The sequence below is a fragment of the Ensifer sp. KUDG1 genome, from assembly GCF_050434285.1.
GTDB lineage: Bacteria > Pseudomonadota > Alphaproteobacteria > Rhizobiales > Rhizobiaceae > Ensifer.
Genome location: NZ_JBNDIG010000001.1, coordinates 168,878 through 185,282, shown reverse-complemented (window position 1 = coordinate 185,282; position 16,405 = coordinate 168,878). Strand labels below are relative to the sequence as shown.

Sequence of the window (16,405 nt, the reverse complement as noted above, 5' to 3'; positions counted from 1 at the left end):
ACTACCCTAATTTCGTGCAAATAGCCAGCCTGAGCCGGCATCTGCGCGAAGAAAGCCTGGACTGAACCGACCATGTCGCATGCCTCACCCTGGTGGACACCCGATGTCCATGCCGACCGGCGCCCGTTTCTTCTCGGCCGCAACCGGATCCAATCGGCATTGCGCCGGTTCTTCGAGACACGCGATTTCATCGAGGTCGACACCGCGACCCTGCAGGTCTCGCCCGGCAACGAGGCACATCTGCATGCCTTCGCCACAGAGGCGCTCAATCACGACGGAACCGCGCATCCGCTCTATCTGCACACCTCGCCGGAATTTGCCTGCAAGAAGCTGCTGGCGGCCGGCGAACAGCGCATCGCCTGTTTCGCCCATGTCTACCGCAACCGCGAGCGCGGACCGCTGCACCACCCCGAGTTCACCATGCTCGAATGGTACCGCACTGGTGAAAGCTACGAGGCCTTGATGCGCGACTGCGCCGAGATCCTGGCGCTTGCGGCGGAAACGACCGGCACGAAGCAATTCGTTTTCCAGGGGCAGGCCTGCGATCCCTTCGCCGCTCCGGAGCGCCTCAGCGTGGCGGACGCCTTCGAGCGTTTTGCCGGCATCGATCTCCTGGCCTCGATCGTCCCGAGCGGCGAAACCGATCGCGAAACCCTTGCCGCAGCGATGGCCGCTGCCGGTCTTCGGGTCGCCCATGACGACACCTGGGCCGATCTTTTCAGCCGCGTGCTCGTCGAAAAGGTCGAACCGCATCTCGGCTTCGGCCGTGCGACGATTCTCGACGAATATCCGACGGCGGAAGCCGCGCTCGCCCGCCCCGCCGCGCGCGACCGTCGCGTTGCCGAACGCTTCGAGCTCTATGCCTGTGGCGTCGAACTTGCGAATGCCTTCGGCGAACTGACCGACGCGGCCGAGCAGCGCCGGCGCTTCGAGATGGAAATGGTCGAAAAGGCCCGCGTCTATGGCGAGACCTATCCGCTCGACGAGGATTTTCTGGCGGCACTCGCGATCATGCCCGAAGCAAGCGGCATTGCGCTCGGCTTCGACCGGCTGGTGATGCTCGCAACCGGGGCGTCGCGCATCGACCAGGTGCTTTGGGCGCCCGTGGCGGAGACACGAGCGTGAACGTTCACCGCCCGATCAAGACCGCACGCGAGTTGGTCGAAACAGGCCTCATCGACAGCGCCAAGGAGGCGGCGGTTGCCACTGTTGCCGAGCGTTATGCCGTCGCGATCAGCCCTGCGATCGCCGGTCTCATCGATCCCAACGACCCCAATGACCCGATTGCCCGCCAGTTCGTGCCCGACGCGGCCGAACTGACGCTGCTGCCTGAAGAGCGCGACGACCCGATCGGGGACAAGCCGCACAGCCCCGTCACCGGCATCATTCACCGCTATCCGGACCGGGTTCTTCTGAAGGCCGTGCATGTCTGCCCGGTCTATTGCCGCTTCTGCTTCCGCCGCGAGATGGTCGGGCCGCAGGGTCTCGGCACGCTGACGCCGGCCGAACTCGATGCTGCGATCGCCTATATCGCCGCGCACGAGGAAATCTGGGAGGTGATCCTCACCGGTGGTGATCCGCTGGTGTTGTCGCCGCGACGGCTCACCGAACTCATGGAACGGCTGAAGCCGATCCCGCATGTGAAGATCGTCCGTTTCCACACGCGCGTTCCGGTGGTCGAGCCGGCACGCATCGACGCCGACCTGATCGCGGCGCTGAAGGCCAGCGGCAAGGCGACCTATGTGGCGCTGCATGCCAACCACCCGCGCGAGCTGACGGACGAGGCGCGTGCTGCCTCTGCCCGACTGATCGATGCCGGCATCGTCATGGTCAGCCAGTCGGTGCTCTTGAGGGGCGTCAACGACGATGCGGAGGTGCTTGCCAGCCTGATGCGCGCCTTCGTCGAGACGCGGATCAAGCCCTATTACCTGCACCACCCGGACCTCGCGCCCGGTACCAGCCATTTCCGCCTGACGATCGAGGAAGGCCAGGCGCTGGTCGCCGCCCTGCGCGGCCGGGTCTCCGGCCTCTGCCAGCCCACCTACATCCTCGACATTCCCGGCGGGCACGGCAAGGCGGTGATCAGCGCTGCCTCGATCGCGGCCGAGGGCGGCGGCTGTTACACGGTCACGGATTTTCGCGGCGGCGAGCACAGCTATCCACCGAAAGCCTGATGACCGCGAGAAATCGCGACTCTCAAATTATTGAAACTTCTTCAAAATAATCAGCTCATGCATTTTTCTTCGCGTCCTGCGAGAAAAATTATCGAGCCCGCGTCACAGCTGTCCGGCGTCGATCGTCAATTGGTCATAAGCAACACAACAACGATGGAGTTGAGACCATGACCGATACCAAAGCCGTCCGCTACGAACAGGAAATCGCCGATGTGCTCGGCGCGCTCGCCGACGTGCACAAGACCATGGACCTGCACGGGCTCGACCGCACGATCCACAATCTCGTGCAACTGCGCGCCTCGCAGATCAACCGCTGCGGCTTCTGCGTGAAGATGCACACCAAGGAATCCCGCGCCGAGGGCGAGAGCAACGAGCGGCTCGACCGCATCATCGTCTGGGACCAGGTCAGTGATTTCACCCCGCGTGAGAAGGCAGCCCTTGCCTGGACCGAGGCACTGACCGAACTGGAACCGCGCACCGATTTTGCGCCGCTTCGCGCCGAGCTGCGCCAGCATTTCAGCGAAAAGGAGATCAGCGTCATCACCGCGACGGTGGCGATGATCAACCTTTGGAACCGCATCCAGATTTCGAGGCACTGACATGAAAGACCGGCAGCACATGCAGATCTTCGAGGAGGGGCGCCCGCGCCTCCTCGGTCTTGCCTACCGCATTCTCGGCTCGCGTGCCGATGCGGAAGATGCGGTGCAGGACACGTTCCTGAAATGGCAGGAGGTCGACCGGGCATCGATCGACACGCCGGCGGCATGGCTGACGACGGCCTGCACCCGCCGCTGCCTCGACCTCCTGAAAGCGGCGCACCGCAAGCGCGTCGACTATGTCGGCGCATGCTGCCCGAGCCGATCCATACGGCGAGCGACGACAATGCCGAGGAGAAGCTGGCGCTGACCTCCTCGCTCACCACCGCGTTCCTTTTGATGCTCGAACGGCTGACGCCGAAGGAGCGCGCCGCATATCTGCTGCACGAGATCTTCGGCCAGCCCTATGAGGAAGTGGCCGAAACGCTCGACATGCAGGAAACCGCCGCGCGCAAGCTGGTGTCGCGCGCCAAGACCAACATCGGGCTGGAGAAGGCCCGGCACCAGACGCCGCGCGAACGACAGGACGAACTGCTTTCGGCCTTTCACACGGCGATCCACGGCGGCAATGTTACCGGGCTCTCGGCCCTGCTTTCGGCCGATGTGAAGCTGACGGCCGACGGCGGCGGCAAGGTGGCGACCGTGCTCGGCGTGCTCGCCGGCAAGGAAACGGTGCTCGCCTTCATCGTAGACCGGCTTACCGAATACTGGTCGCACTACGTTTGGGAAATCGGCGACATCAATGGCGGCCGCGGCATCGTGCTTCGGGACGAAGCGAAAAACGAGATCGCGGCAACCGTCGCCTTCGGCTATGACGGCGACGGAAACGTCAACGACATCTTCATCATGCGCAACCCGGAAAAGCTCACGCGTTTCGGCGAGGCTGCGCTCCACTGATACTGGCGGCTTCGCCTTTGCAAACGTGATCCTCCCCACCGGCGAGGCCGGTCGCACGTTTACGGCGATACCCCTGCATGAGGTACTGACATGCTCGAAAAAACATCCGCTCCTCCCCATCAGGAAACCGGCTGGCGCGCGCTTTTGACCGGCGGCAACGCCGTGCATTCGCTGGTGCTCAGCGGTGGCGTCGCGCTGCACGCGCTCAACATCTATGTCGTGACGACGATCATGCCGTCGATCGTGCGCGAGATCGGCGGGCTCGAATATTACGCCTGGAGCACGACCGTCTTCGTCGCCGCCTCGATCCTCGGCGCGGCCCTGTCGGCCCGGCTGCTTGGTGTCGTCGGCGCCGGCGGCGCCTATGCGATCGGTGCGCTCGTCTTCGGCCTGGGCACGCTCCTCTGCGCCGCAGCCCCCTCGATGGCGATGCTGCTTGCCGGCCGCGCGATCCAGGGCTTTGGCGGCGGGCTGCTCTATGCGCTTGCCTATGGCGTGATCCGCGAGGTCTTCCGGCCGGAACTGTGGACCCGCGCCATCGGCCTGATTTCGGCCACCTGGGGCACGGCGACACTTGTCGGCCCGGCGATCGGCGGCATGTTCGCCGAGTTTTCCACCTGGCGCGTCGCCTTCTGGTCGCTCTTGCCGCTGACGGCGTTGCTGGCGACGCTCGCCTTCTCGACCTTGCCGCGCAAGGCTGCCGGCGAGAGCGGGCGCACACCGCTTCCCTTGGTGCAACTGGCGCTGCTCGTCGCCATCGTGCTAGCGCTTTCCGTCGCCAGCACGCTGACCACGGCGGCGGAGCAGGTAGGCTGCGTCGGCGCCGCGATCCTCATGTTCCTGGCGCTGCTCGTCGTCGAGAAGCGGGCGACCGGCAAATTGCTCCCCTCCGGCAGTTTCACCCCGGCCTCCCCGCTGGCAGCCCTTTATGCTACGATCACCCTGCTGATGGTCGGCCTGCAGCCGGAAATCTATGTGCCGTACCTCTTGCAGGAGTTGCACGGCTTGTCGCCGCTGGTCGCCGTCTACATTGCGGCGCTGATGTCGATCGGCTGGACCGCCGGGTCGATGACAAGCGCGCACTGGCACGGCGAAAGGGCGAAGCAGACGATCTTTGCCGGCCCGGCCTTCGGCTTTGCCGGCCTGGCACTGATTGCGCTGTTCATGCCGATGGCAGGCTCGGAATTCATGGTGATCGCCGCGCCGCTCAGCATCGGCATAATGGCGGTCGGTTTCGGCATGGGCTTTGCCTGGCCGCACATTGTGACGGCCGTCTATGAATTTGCGCCGGAGGGCGAAGCGGAGAAGGCGTCGAGCTCGATTACCACGGTCCAACTCTTCGCCGCAGCGCTCGGCGCGGCGCTTGCCGGGCTGACTGCCAATCTCGCCGGCATCGAAACGCCGTCGACGGAAGGCGTGGCAACGGCGACGCGCTGGCTCTTCTGGCTGTTTGCGCTGATGCCGGCGCTGGCCGTGCTGACAGCCGGGCGTGTCTGGCGGGCGCGCCGAACGGCGATATAGGCGCCTTTGCGGGCCTTCTCCGGGGTGGAGGGCCTGCAAAATGCAAGTTGTGCGGCGGGGTGCGCAACGCCCTTGGGAGGAGAGGATGGAAGCCGAGGAGATCGGCCTTCATGGCGTACGGGAGACCTTGCTGGTCACGCTCCAGGCCAAAGCCGCAGAGAGCGTGTTCCCGGATTCCCTGCTCAACGATCACTTTGCCGCCGATCTGATGCGGCGGCTCGCCGGCAGGCCGAAACCACCCGATGCCGGCCACGACATGACCATCGGCATTGCCGTGCGCGCCCATATGCTCGACCGCTGGACGCGCCTCTTTATCGGGCGCCACCCGGACGCAATCGTGCTCAACCTCGGCTGCGGTCTCGACACCCGCGTGCTGCGGCTCGATCCGCCCGCGTCCATCGGCTGGTTCGACGTCGACTTTCCCGATGTGATCGCCTTGCGGCGACAGTTCTTCCCGGAGCGCCGGGGCGCAACCATGATCGCGTCCTCCATCACAGAAAGAGGCTGGATCGACCTCGTTCCGGCGGATCGCCCGGCGATTGTCGTCGCCGAGGGCGTATTTCCCTATCTTTCCGAACAGGATGTCCGCGACCTTCTGCGGCGCTTGACCTCCTGTCTTGCCGGCGGGGAAATCGTCTTCGACGCCTACAGCCATCTCGGTATCGAGCTTTTGCGGCTCAGCCCATCGCTGCGGGCAACGGGGGCTGAGCTTCGCTGGGGACTGGAAAACGCGCAAGCGCTGGAACGCGACGTGCCCGGGCTGACGTTGCTCGACGAGATCAGCGAGTATGATTCGGGCCAGGTCGCGCGCCTGTCGCCATTGGCGCGCATAGCGGCGCATGTCGTCAGTGCCCTGCCGATGCTGCGCCGGATGGGCCGCCTGTTGCGCTACCGCTTCTAGCCCGACGAAAATGAAAAAGGGCCGCGCCTTTCGGCGCAGCCCTTTCATTACAAGCCGTCGATTTCGACCGATCAGGCCTTGATCGGCGCGATCGAGATTTCGACGCGGCGGTTCTGCGCGCGGCCGGCTTCGCTGCCGTTGGACGCGATCGGACGCTCCTTGCCGTAGCCCATGGCCGACATGCGGCGCTGGTCGACGCCCTGACCAGCGAGATAGTTGGCGACCGAAGCGGCACGGCGCTCGGAAAGGCCCTGGTTGTACGAGGCGCTGCCGGTCGCGTCCGTGTGGCCGTCGACATCGATCATCGTCTTGTTGAACTTGCGCAGCACGATCGCCACCGAGTTCAGCGTGTCGTAGAAGGCCGGGATCACCTGGTCGCGGTCGGTCGCGAACGTGATGTTGGACGGCATGTTGAGGATGATGCGGTCGCCGGCGCGGGTGACCGATACGCCGGTGCCCTGCAGCTGGGCGCGCAGTTCGGCTTCCTGGTTGTCCATGTAGTTGCCGATCAGGCCGCCACCGAGACCGCCGATCGCGGCGCCGACGAGGGCCGAGTCACGCCGTCCTGCAGCACTGCCGCCAACCAGCAGACCGGTTGCCGCGCCGAGGCCTGCGCCGATCAGCGCGCCACCGGCGGTGTTCGACATCTTCTGCTCGCCCGTATAGGGATCGGTGGTGGTGCATCCCGAAAGATAGATGGCCGCGACAGCCAGAATGGCGCATTTCTTGATCATGGAATCAGTTGTCCCCATTGGTGCTCGAAGTTGCTTCATACTAGCGATTGCGGCAGGAAGATGAAGAGGCGTCCCATTCACGCCACGGTTTGCCGGCAAATCCCGCTTCTCCAGCGGCCGGCGTGGCCATCAGGGCACACAATAACCGATCCTTCACACGCTCTTGATAGGACGGGCATCCAAGAAAAGAGAGGCAAGCTCCAATGGCAATCGAGTTCGGCGACACGCAACGCAGTCTCAGCGACACGCTCAACGGCATGATTGCCTCGATCCGCGGCGAGACGATCACGCTGCGCGAACTGATGACCGAAATCGGCGAACAGGGCTTCCTGCTGCTGTGCGCCCTGCTGACGCTGCCGTTTCTGCTGCCGGTGTCGATCCCGGGCGTCAGCACCGTCTTCGGCGCGGCGATCATCCTGATTTCCGTATCGGTCACGCTCAACCGACTGCCATGGATGCCGCAGCGCATTCTCGATCGCCGGATCGAAACCGAGAAGCTGGTGCCGACCCTGCAAAAAGGCGCGGATATCGTTTCCAAGCTCGACCGCTATGTCCGGCCGCGTCTCGGCTTCCTGACGCAGGGCGCGCTGATGAACCGCTTCAACGGCCTGATGATCATGGCCGGCGGCATCCTGCTGATGTTCCCGCTTGGGCTCATCCCGCTGTCGAACACGCTGCCGGGGATCGCGATCCTGCTTCTCTCGCTCGGTATCATCCAGCGCGACGGGCTGATGGTGGCCGGCGGCTATCTCTTCCTCGTCGCGACGACGGTCTATTTCACCGTGCTTGCCTATATGGCCTTTGCCGCCGGCCAGGGCCTGTCGACGTTCTTCGTTTCCTGACGCGCGTTCGCATCGGAAGCATGGATCGGCCCGGCTGACCGCCGGGCCTTTTTCGTTCCAGCCCTCTGTTACACCTAATTCCGGACGGAAAACCGCTGCAACGTTTGCTGGAACGGCCCTAGGCAGCCAGCCCGCCGAAGGCGCGGTAGCTGGCGAAATCGGTACGGATGCCGAGCGTCTTCATCAGCGCCTCGCGATCGAGGCCGAGCTGGCGGTCGAACTCGATCAGCGCGGCTGCGACCTTGGGCGCGACGTCGGCACTCGCGAATTCGATCATGGTGATGAAATCGAACTGGCCGGGACCAGCATGCTGCTCCAGGAACAGGTCTTTCACATAACCATCCTGCTTGCGAATGACGGCCAGCGTCTTGTCGACCAGTTCGACGAATTGCGGCCGGGCTTCCGCCGGCACGGTGTATTTGTTGATGCGGTAAAGCGGCGCCACGCTATTTGACCGACTGCTCATAGCTCTTTTCCTCTGATCTCTTTTGAACGAGAGTAGTCGTACGACCTCAAGTAAAGTTGAGGTCAATAGCGGCAAGCGCATTTTTCCGAATGCTGACCTTTAGCCAGAAATACCCTTCAGCACATTGGCGACGTTGAGGCCGATTTCCGGTACGCCGTAGCCGCCCTCCATGCAGACGACGACCGGCAGGCCGGTGCGCTGCAGCGCCTCGCCCATGCGCAGATAATCTTCGGATTTCAGTCGGAAGAACGAGATCGGATCGCGCTCGAAGGTATCGACGCCGAGCGAGACGACCAGGGCCTCGGCACCGAAGGCCTCGATGCGCGAGAGCGCATCGGCCATGGCCGCCGACCAGGCGTCAAACAGCGTACCGCGCGGCAGCGGGTAGTTCTTCGTCGTGCCGAGCCCGGCGCCGGCGCCCTCCTCGTCGGCAAAGCCGAGGAAATGCGGAAAGGCCTCGACGGGGTCGCCATGCAGCGAGGCGAAGTAGACGTCGCCGCGCTCGTAGAAAATATCCTGGGTGCCGTTGCCATGGTGGAAATCGACGTCGAGCACGGCGACCTTCCGGGCACCATGATCCCTTAGGCGCTGGGCGGCGCAGGCGGCATTGTTGATGAAGGAATAGCCGCCATAGAGATCGATCGCCGCATGATGGCCGGGCGGGCGGCAGAGCGCGAAGGCGGCACGGTTGCCGGCATGGATGTGGTCGGCGGCCGAGATGGCACAATCCATCGCGGCGCGGGCGGCCGCATAGGTGCCCTCGGTGATCGCCGTTTCCGCCGCGAAGGAATAGTAGCCGAGCGCGCCGTCGATGTCCCTCGGCGGATGCTGGCGCATGCGCCGCGCCGGAAAGCAGGCCGGGATCGCCTCGCCGCGGTAGCCATCGGCAACCCAGCGGGACCAGGCGATTTCGAGAAAGTCGAGATAATCGGGCGCATGCAGCTTGAGCGCGACATCGAGACCGTGACGTTCCGGTGCCACGACATCGTGGAAGCCGGCTTCTTTGACCGCCGCCAGAATCCACTCGGCGCGAAACGGCGCCTCGAAAGGCGGCACAAGTTCGCCGCCGAAAAGCTCGGTCTTGGCGTCACGGAGCTTGTGGTCTTCGGTGTAACAAATGCGCATGGGGATGTCCTGAAGAGGCTACAGATGGTGCCGGTACCCTACCCGTGGTTTCAGACTTGGCAACCTTGGTGGATGCCCCTCATCCGGCCTGCCGGCCACCTTCTCCCCGCAAGCGGGGCGAAGGAGACGCGCGGCACCCGCTCGGCCACAGTGTACGCTCGCGGGTTCTCCGATCAGGCGTGAAACGGTCAGCCCGCACCTCGCGCATGTCCCCTCTCCCCGCGAGCGGGGAGAGGGTTAGTCCTCGGGTTTAACCCGAGGAGAGGGGCAATCGCGAGCCGCGACAAATGCCACTAAGCCGCAATCCGCTTGTAAAAGAACGTCGTGGCGCACAGGCCGCCCTCCGGCCACATGGCGTAATCCGGGATGACGCCGACGCGCTCCCAGCCGAGGCGCGGATAGATCGCCTCGGCATCGCTGCCGGTCGCTGTGTCGAGCACCAGCAGTGTCTTGCCGCGGGTGGCGGCTTCGCGCTCGACCGCGTCCATCAGCCGGCGCGCCAGGCCCTTGCCGCGGGCGTCGCGATGCACCAGCAGCTTCTTCAGGTCGCCGCGATGCGGCTGGTTCGGCATCTGCGCGACGCCGACCTGCACGGTGCCAAAGATGCGGCCGGCAACCTCGGCAACCATCAGCAGCGTCTCACCGCCGGCAACCGCCTCCGCGACGCCGCGCCAGTAGGCGAGTGCCGCTTCCGGCGGATAGGGCTGCATGAAACCGACCGAGGCGCCGCCCTCGACGCAATCGGATAGCACCTCGGCAAGCGCCGGGATGGCGTCGCGGGTCTGGGCTTCATCGAGCAGGCGGATCTGAATGTCGGACATGGTCAAACCTTGGTGCGGCAGAGGATGACGGCATAGTGAGCCGGCTCATCGTGGGGGTTGTGGAAGATGTGGCCCGCCTCCAGCCCCATGAACAGGCAGTCGCCTGGCTCGAGCGAATGGAAGCCGGATGCAGTCGTCATTTCGAGCCGCCCGGAAAACAGCCAGAGATGCTGGGTGATGCCGCGATCGGAGGGTTGCCGCTCGAAGACGACGCGGGCACCGGGCGGAAACTCGACCTCGACGATATCGATCGGCGAGCCAAGACCGTCCGGGGAGACGGAGCGGCGCAGATAGCCGGATTCCGGATCGCGCCAGAGTCGCTGATCGGCGCGCCTGGCAAGCGGTGATGCCTCCTCGGCTTCGAAGGCAAAGAGCGCGGAAAGGGTCGTCGAGAGCGCGCTGCAAAGCTTGGCAAGAAGCTGGGCGGTCGGGCTCGCCTCGCCGCGCTCGATGCGCGAGATCATCGCCCGGCTGACGCCGGAGCTTGAGGCGAGCTCGTCGAGCGTCAGGTTCTGTTGCGTCCGCAGCGTGCGGATGCGCTCGCCAATGGCATGTTCGAGAGGGTCGGTGACGTTTTCCATTATTTGAGATTGCATTTCTCATATAGTGGAGTCAAGACTACGAAAGACTGAAAATACGGGCATGCGATGCCGCATTGGCGACAGCGCGACACGGGTGTTTCGGTTATGGTGGCGGCTTCGGACGCAGAAACGAGAAAAGCTTTCACTTCAATACTTTAGACGGCCCTCATCCATCACGCCAGCGCACCCGCACGGGCGGCCTCCATCGACAGGTTGGACATGACCAAGCAGCCCTCCTCGCTGACCTCGATCGCCAGTATCGTCGCCTCGATGACGGCGGTCGCGATCGGCAACGGCATGATGCTCGCCTATGTGCCCTTCGCGCTGACGCGCTCGGACGCGCCGGACTGGGTGCCGGGGGCTGCTGTCACGATGATTGCCTTTGGCGGACTGATCGGCTGCGTCATCGCCGGGCCGATGATCCGCCGGGTCGGCCATGCGCGCGCCTTCTCGTGCTCGATGGCGCTCGTCATTCTCTCGGCGCTGACGATTGCGCTTGGCATGCACCCGCTTCTGTGGGTGCTTGCGCGCGGCCTCTACGGCGCGTCCGGCAACACCAATTTCATCATCGCCCAGAGCTGGCTCAACCATGCGAGCGAAAACCACTGGCGCGGCAAGGCGATGGCGCTGTTCTACATGGCCTATGTCATCGGGCTCGGCACGGGCGCCTGGCTGTTCGGGCAGATCCCGGCGGACGGCAACCTGCCGCCGCTCGTCACCATCTTCTTCACCGCCCTTGCCCTTCTGCCGATCGGGCTCACCCGCCTGCCGACGCCACCACCGCCGGCCAAGGTCAGCATCGACATCCCGATGGTCTGGCGCAATTCGCCCGTCGCCTTCATCGGCGTGCTCGCCGCCGGCGGCCTTTCGATGGTGGTGCAGGGCTTCACGCCGATCTATGCGGCCGCCAACAATGTCAGCCAGGGCGATGTCGCCAACCTGATGTTCGTCATGCAGTTCGGCCTCATCGCCATCCAGTACCCGATGGGAACGCTGTCGGACCGTATCGACCGGCGCCTGGTGCTGATCGGCACGTGCCTGCTGATCCTTGCTGCCGGCTTTTTCGCGCTGTCGGCCTCCTTCAGCAATCTGCTCCTGCTCATGCTGGTCTTTGCGTTGTTCGCCGGTGCGGTCGAGACCGTCTATTCGATCGCCAATGCGCATGCCAACGACCGCACGGATCCCGCCGATTTCGTCCCGCTTGCCAGCACCATGCTGGTCGCCTGGTCGATCGCCGCGACCGCCGTGCCGATGCTGGTAACGCTGCTGACACCGGTGTTCGGGCAGCGCACGTTCATATATGCGGCGATGGTCGTTGCCGCCCTTTATGCCTTCTTCGTGCTGCTCAGGTTGCGCAAGCGCGATGAGGTGCCGGCGGCCGAGCGCGAGAGCTTCGAGATCAGGAGTGCGCAGGTGCCCAATGCCGGCGCGCTCGTCGATGCGGAGGCGAGTGCCGAATAGCCTGATTTATAGTGAACGAAGCCTTCATTTCCCGCTTTGCGGCGGTTGAAGGCACTGCTATATGCGGCCCATGAGCACAACATCTTCGAAGACGCCCCTTTCGCATATCCGCAACTTCTCGATCGTGGCCCACATCGACCACGGCAAGTCGACGCTTGCCGACCGGCTGATCCAGTCCACCGGCGGCCTCGCCGAGCGCGAGATGTCCGAGCAGGTGCTCGACAGCATGGATATCGAGCGCGAGCGCGGCATCACCATCAAGGCCCAGACGGTGCGCCTGCACTACAAGGCCAATGATGGCGAAACCTATGTGCTGAACCTGATCGACACCCCCGGCCACGTCGACTTCGCCTACGAAGTCTCGCGCTCGCTGTCGGCCTGCGAAGGCTCGCTGCTCGTCGTCGACGCGTCTCAAGGGGTGGAAGCCCAGACGCTCGCCAACGTTTACCAGGCGATCGACAACAACCACGAACTCGTCACCGTGCTCAACAAGATCGACCTGCCGGCGGCCGAACCGGACCGCATCAAGGAGCAGATCGAGGAAGTGATCGGCATCGACGCGTCCGACGCCGTGCTGATTTCGGCCAAGACCGGCCTCGGCATCCCTAATGTGCTCGAAGCGATCGTCACCAAGCTGCCGGCGCCGAAGAGCGACGGCGGCGATGCGGCACCCTTGAAGGCCCTGCTCGTCGACAGCTGGTACGACACCTATCTCGGCGTCATGGTTCTCGTGCGCATCATCGACGGCACGCTCAAGAAGGGCATGACCATCCGCATGATGGGTACCGACGCCAAGTACACGATCGAACGCGTCGGCGTGCTGACGCCGAAAATGGTGGCGATGGATGCGCTCGGCCCAGGCGAGATCGGCTTCATCACCGCTTCGATCAAGGAAGTGGCCGATACCCGCGTCGGCGATACCATCACCGAGGACAAGCGTCCGACCGCAACCGCACTGCCGGGCTTCAAGCCGGCGCAGCCGGTGGTCTTCTGCGGCCTCTTCCCGGTCGATGCCGCGGACTTCGAGGATCTGCGCTCGGCAATGGGCAAGCTGCGCCTCAACGACGCCTCGTTCTCGTTCGAGATGGAATCCTCGGCAGCACTCGGCTTCGGCTTCCGTTGCGGCTTCCTCGGGCTGCTGCACCTCGAAATCATCCAGGAGCGCCTCGAGCGCGAGTTCGACCTCGACCTGATCGCGACCGCGCCTTCGGTCGTCTACAAGCTGTTCATGACCGACGGCTCGGAACGCGAACTGCACAACCCGGCCGACATGCCCGACGTCGTCAAGATCGCCGAGATCCATGAGCCGTGGATCCGCGCGACGATCCTGACGCCCGACGATTATCTCGGCGGCATCCTGAAGCTCTGCCAGGACCGCCGCGGCATCCAGATCGAGCTGACCTATGTCGGCACCCGCGCGATGCTGACCTACGACCTGCCGCTCAACGAAGTCGTCTTCGATTTCTACGACCGCCTGAAGTCGATCTCCAAGGGCTACGCCTCGTTCGACTACCAGATCACCGACCACAAGGAAGGCAACCTTGTGAAGATGTCGATCCTCGTCAACGGCGAGCCGGTCGACGCATTGTCGATGATGGTGCACCGGATGGCTGCCGAAAAGCGCGGCCGCGAAATGTGCGAGAAGCTCAAGGAGCTGATCCCGAAGCACATGTTCAAGATCCCGATCCAGGCGGCGATCGGCGGCAACGTCATTGCCCGCGAAACCATCTCGGCGCTGCGCAAGGACGTGACGGCCAAGTGCTACGGCGGCGACGCCACCCGCAAGCGCAAGCTCTTGGAAAAGCAGAAGGCCGGCAAGAAGCGCATGCGCCAGTTCGGCAAGGTGGAGATCCCGCAGGAGGCCTTCATCGCCGCCCTCAAGATGGGCGACGAGTAAGCGGCAGCGCCGCATGTTTCAACGATTGAAAGGGCGGCCCTCGGGTCGCCCTTTTTGGTTTGTGAAGGTGAGGCGATGCTGGAGCAGCACCATTGGTCGCACGCAGGTCTGGTTTCCCGGACTAGCTACTCCGTTCTTTTACTCACAGTGACGTGCCACCCCATCTATTCCGGCAGCTTCTTCGGCAGCCAGAGCCAGGCGATGATGCCCAATGCGAGCAGTGACAGTGCACCAACGCCGGCCGCGATGTGAAGGCCGGTGAGGAAGGCTTCCTTGGCCTGCAGCACCGTTTCTGGCGACAGACCCGGGTTATCGAGGGTTTCGTTGAGCGTGCCGGCCACGCCTGGGCCGAGCAGCCGGAAGCTGAGTGCCGCCAGCGAGCCTAAAAGCGTGATACCGAGCGCATTGCCGAGCTCGTTGCTGGTCTCGGCGATCGAACCCGCGGCACCGGCGCGTTCGGCGGGCACGGCCGACACGGCGATCTCGGCGACGAGGCTGAAGGAGAGGCCGTAGCCTATGCCCGCAACCACTGTCGAGGTGATGAGGGCTGCCACGCCCGCCTCCGTGCCCGTGAAGAGCAGCAGAAAGAGACCGGCCGCGATCAGGAAATGCGTCGCGACAAGCGCCTTCTTACGCCCGACCACATCGACGATGCGCGCCGTCCCGACGCAGGTCGCCATCAGTACGACGGCGCCGGGCAAGGTCAAAAGTGCCGCGGTAAAAACATCAAAGCCCAGGACCGATTGCAGATAGATGCCCGAGAGGTATCCGACGGCGGACCAGACGATCAGCGGCACGAGGCCGGTGAGAATGGCGATGGAAAAGATGCGGTCGCGAAACAGGCCGAGGTCGAGCAGCGGATAGGCGATCCGCGTTTGCCGGCGAAGGAACAGTACGATGGCGAGGACGCCAACGATCCCCGAAAGCGTCTGGAGCGGCGTGAAGCCGTAGGCGGCTGCGGTCTTGAGCGAATAGGTGGTGAGCAGGATACCGGCAAAGGACAGGACGAGGCTTGGCAGGTCGATGCGGCCATAGGTCGTGGAGCGCACTTCGCGAAGAAGGATCGGTGCGGCGATGAGGAAGCCGAGCACGACAGGAACATTGATCAGGAACACCACGCCCCAGTCGAGCCGCTGCAACAAAATGCCGCCGATCACCGGACCGATGGCGAAGCCGGCCGCAAAGGTGGCGGCGAAGATGCCGATCGCCTGCGCCCGCAGTCGCGGATCCGGAAACAGCGCACTGACGATTGCCAGCCCCGAGGGCAGCAATGTCGCGCCGCCGAGCCCCATCAGCGCCCGGGAAGCAATCAACGCCATGGGCGACTGCGCATAGGCCGCACCGAGCGATCCTGCACCAAAGATCACCGCACCGATCATGATCAGCTTCAACCGCCCGTAGCGATCGCCGATATTGCCGAAGGCAATCAGCAGCGAACCGACGACGAAACCGTAGATATCGAGGATCCAAAGCGCCTGGTCGGCGGTGGGCAAGAGGGCCGAAGTCACGCGCGGCATGGCGAGATAGAGGATGGAGCCGTCCATGGCCACGATGAGGACCAGCGGCAGCACGGCGATGAGGCCGAGCCATGCGCTTCGGCCTTGGGAGTGAGGGAGTGAGACGTCAGTCATTGGGCACGAATCCTTTGCCAACGGCACGCGTGCGCATGCCGTTTCGGCCGCCAGCCGTCAGGCAGGCGGATGGTTGCGATGGGAGAGTTTATTCTATATACTTCAGGTAAGTTACTTTTGGTATATAGCGATGTCAAGCGCAATGGAAAAGAACCCGGCCGCCGCGAAGCGTGTTCGCCTGAGCCGCGAGCAGCGGCTAAACCAACTCATAGACGTGGCGTGGAGCCTCGTTCGTGACGAAGGCACCGACGCGCTGACGCTGCCGCGTCTGGCCGAGGCAGCAGCGGTCGCCAAGCCGGTGGTCTACGATCACTTCGGTACCCGCAACGGGCTGCTCGCGGCGCTCTACCAGGATTTTGATGCGCGTCAGACCGTGGTGATGGATGCTGCGATTGCCGCGAGCGAACCGACACTTCAGGGAACCGCCAGGAACATTGCCGCGTCTTACGTCGAGTGCGTGCTGGCACAGGGCCGCGAGATCCCCGGCGTGCTGGCAGCGCTCGCCGGCTCGCCCGAGCTTGCGAGCGTCAAACGCACCTATCAGCTGATTTACATCGAGAAGTGCCGGAAGGTGCTGAGCCCGTTCACGGGAGAGAAGCGCATCGCGGCGGCCGCGTTCTGGGCGATGCTCGGCGCCGCCGATGGCCTCTCCAACGCCGCAGCGACGGGAGACATCACGGCCGACGAGGCGCGGGACGAACTTTGTGAGACGATCCTGGCCATGGTGGAGCGAAGCGTCGGGCCGGCGTGACGTCGGT

General features: G+C 64.1%; 17 protein-coding genes. 11 read left to right on the top strand and 6 right to left on the bottom strand.

Annotated elements, in window-relative coordinates:
* The first annotated feature begins 72 nt into the window (after nucleotides 1–72).
* The 7 genes from epmA to M2267_RS00925 all read left to right on the top strand — a co-directional run bounded on the left by epmA (nucleotide 73) and on the right by M2267_RS00925 (nucleotide 6,089).
* Nucleotides 73–1,125, top strand: a complete 1,053-nt coding sequence (gene epmA, locus M2267_RS00955; protein WP_429111956.1) for an EF-P lysine aminoacylase EpmA — start codon at nucleotides 73–75, stop codon at nucleotides 1,123–1,125.
* A complete protein-coding gene (locus M2267_RS00950) occupies nucleotides 1,122–2,174 on the top strand; it encodes a lysine-2,3-aminomutase-like protein (protein WP_429111954.1) in 1,053 nt (350 codons plus the stop codon). Before epmA ends, M2267_RS00950 begins: the two co-directional genes overlap by 4 nt.
* Before the next feature lie 167 nt (nucleotides 2,175–2,341).
* Nucleotides 2,342–2,773: a carboxymuconolactone decarboxylase family protein gene (locus M2267_RS00945; protein ID WP_429111952.1), complete on the top strand. Its 432-nt coding sequence runs from the start codon at nucleotides 2,342–2,344 to the stop codon at nucleotides 2,771–2,773.
* Nucleotide 2,774: 1 nt separating this feature from the next.
* Entirely contained in the window at nucleotides 2,775–3,080 is a 306-nt protein-coding gene (locus M2267_RS00940; protein ID WP_429111951.1) for a sigma factor, read from the top strand.
* A complete protein-coding gene (locus tag M2267_RS00935) occupies nucleotides 3,020–3,667 on the top strand; it encodes a sigma factor-like helix-turn-helix DNA-binding protein (RefSeq protein WP_429111949.1) in 648 nt (215 codons plus the stop codon). Before M2267_RS00940 ends, M2267_RS00935 begins: the two co-directional genes overlap by 61 nt.
* Nucleotides 3,668–3,757: 90 nt before the next feature.
* Nucleotides 3,758–5,188: an MFS transporter gene (locus M2267_RS00930; protein ID WP_429111947.1), complete on the top strand. Its 1,431-nt coding sequence runs from the start codon at nucleotides 3,758–3,760 to the stop codon at nucleotides 5,186–5,188.
* Between the two features lie 85 nt (nucleotides 5,189–5,273).
* Complete coding sequence (locus tag M2267_RS00925) at nucleotides 5,274–6,089, top strand: class I SAM-dependent methyltransferase (protein ID WP_429111945.1); 816 nt, start codon at nucleotides 5,274–5,276, stop codon at nucleotides 6,087–6,089.
* Nucleotides 6,090–6,160: 71 nt separating this feature from the next.
* Here the strand turns inward: M2267_RS00925 and M2267_RS00920 are convergent, their stop codons facing one another.
* The gene (locus M2267_RS00920; RefSeq protein ID WP_029742421.1) at nucleotides 6,161–6,823 is read right to left on the bottom strand and encodes an OmpA family protein; all 663 of its coding nucleotides are present in this window, start codon (nucleotides 6,821–6,823) and stop codon (nucleotides 6,161–6,163) included.
* Between the two features lie 203 nt (nucleotides 6,824–7,026).
* On the opposite strand from M2267_RS00920, the gene M2267_RS00915 reads away from it, so the two are divergent.
* The gene (locus M2267_RS00915) at nucleotides 7,027–7,665 is read left to right on the top strand and encodes an exopolysaccharide biosynthesis protein (protein WP_192448145.1); all 639 of its coding nucleotides are present in this window, start codon (nucleotides 7,027–7,029) and stop codon (nucleotides 7,663–7,665) included.
* A 118-nt stretch (nucleotides 7,666–7,783) separates the two neighbouring features.
* Here the strand turns inward: M2267_RS00915 and M2267_RS00910 are convergent, their stop codons facing one another.
* The 4 genes from M2267_RS00910 to M2267_RS00895 form a co-directional block, all read right to left on the bottom strand.
* The gene (locus M2267_RS00910; protein ID WP_429111943.1) at nucleotides 7,784–8,131 is read right to left on the bottom strand and encodes an antibiotic biosynthesis monooxygenase; all 348 of its coding nucleotides are present in this window, start codon (nucleotides 8,129–8,131) and stop codon (nucleotides 7,784–7,786) included.
* A gap of 99 nt (nucleotides 8,132–8,230) precedes the next feature.
* Nucleotides 8,231–9,256, bottom strand: coding sequence for a histone deacetylase family protein (locus M2267_RS00905; RefSeq protein WP_429111942.1), 1,026 nt, complete (start codon nucleotides 9,254–9,256; stop codon nucleotides 8,231–8,233).
* A 293-nt stretch (nucleotides 9,257–9,549) separates the two neighbouring features.
* The gene (locus M2267_RS00900) at nucleotides 9,550–10,077 is read right to left on the bottom strand and encodes an N-acetyltransferase family protein (protein WP_429111941.1); all 528 of its coding nucleotides are present in this window, start codon (nucleotides 10,075–10,077) and stop codon (nucleotides 9,550–9,552) included.
* 2 nt (nucleotides 10,078–10,079) lie between these two features.
* The gene (locus M2267_RS00895) at nucleotides 10,080–10,658 is read right to left on the bottom strand and encodes a helix-turn-helix domain-containing protein (protein WP_192448148.1); all 579 of its coding nucleotides are present in this window, start codon (nucleotides 10,656–10,658) and stop codon (nucleotides 10,080–10,082) included.
* 219 nt (nucleotides 10,659–10,877) lie between these two features.
* Here M2267_RS00895 and M2267_RS00890 point away from each other — a divergent pair, with 219 nt between their 5' ends.
* Together M2267_RS00890 and lepA are read left to right on the top strand one after the other, a co-directional pair.
* On the top strand, nucleotides 10,878–12,119 hold the full coding sequence (locus tag M2267_RS00890; protein ID WP_429111939.1) for an MFS transporter: 1,242 nt from the start codon (nucleotides 10,878–10,880) through the stop codon (nucleotides 12,117–12,119).
* Between the two features lie 70 nt (nucleotides 12,120–12,189).
* Complete coding sequence (lepA, locus tag M2267_RS00885) at nucleotides 12,190–14,016, top strand: translation elongation factor 4 (RefSeq protein ID WP_429111937.1); 1,827 nt, start codon at nucleotides 12,190–12,192, stop codon at nucleotides 14,014–14,016.
* A 164-nt stretch (nucleotides 14,017–14,180) separates the two neighbouring features.
* Here lepA and M2267_RS00880 read toward each other — a convergent pair whose 3' ends face one another.
* Complete coding sequence (locus M2267_RS00880; RefSeq protein WP_429111935.1) at nucleotides 14,181–15,647, bottom strand: MFS transporter; 1,467 nt, start codon at nucleotides 15,645–15,647, stop codon at nucleotides 14,181–14,183.
* A gap of 130 nt (nucleotides 15,648–15,777) precedes the next feature.
* On the opposite strand from M2267_RS00880, the gene M2267_RS00875 reads away from it, so the two are divergent.
* Nucleotides 15,778–16,398 carry a TetR/AcrR family transcriptional regulator gene (locus M2267_RS00875; RefSeq protein ID WP_429111933.1) on the top strand — a complete coding sequence of 207 codons (621 nt, stop codon included), beginning with the start codon at nucleotides 15,778–15,780 and terminating at the stop codon, nucleotides 16,396–16,398.
* Nucleotides 16,399–16,405 lie beyond the last annotated feature (7 nt).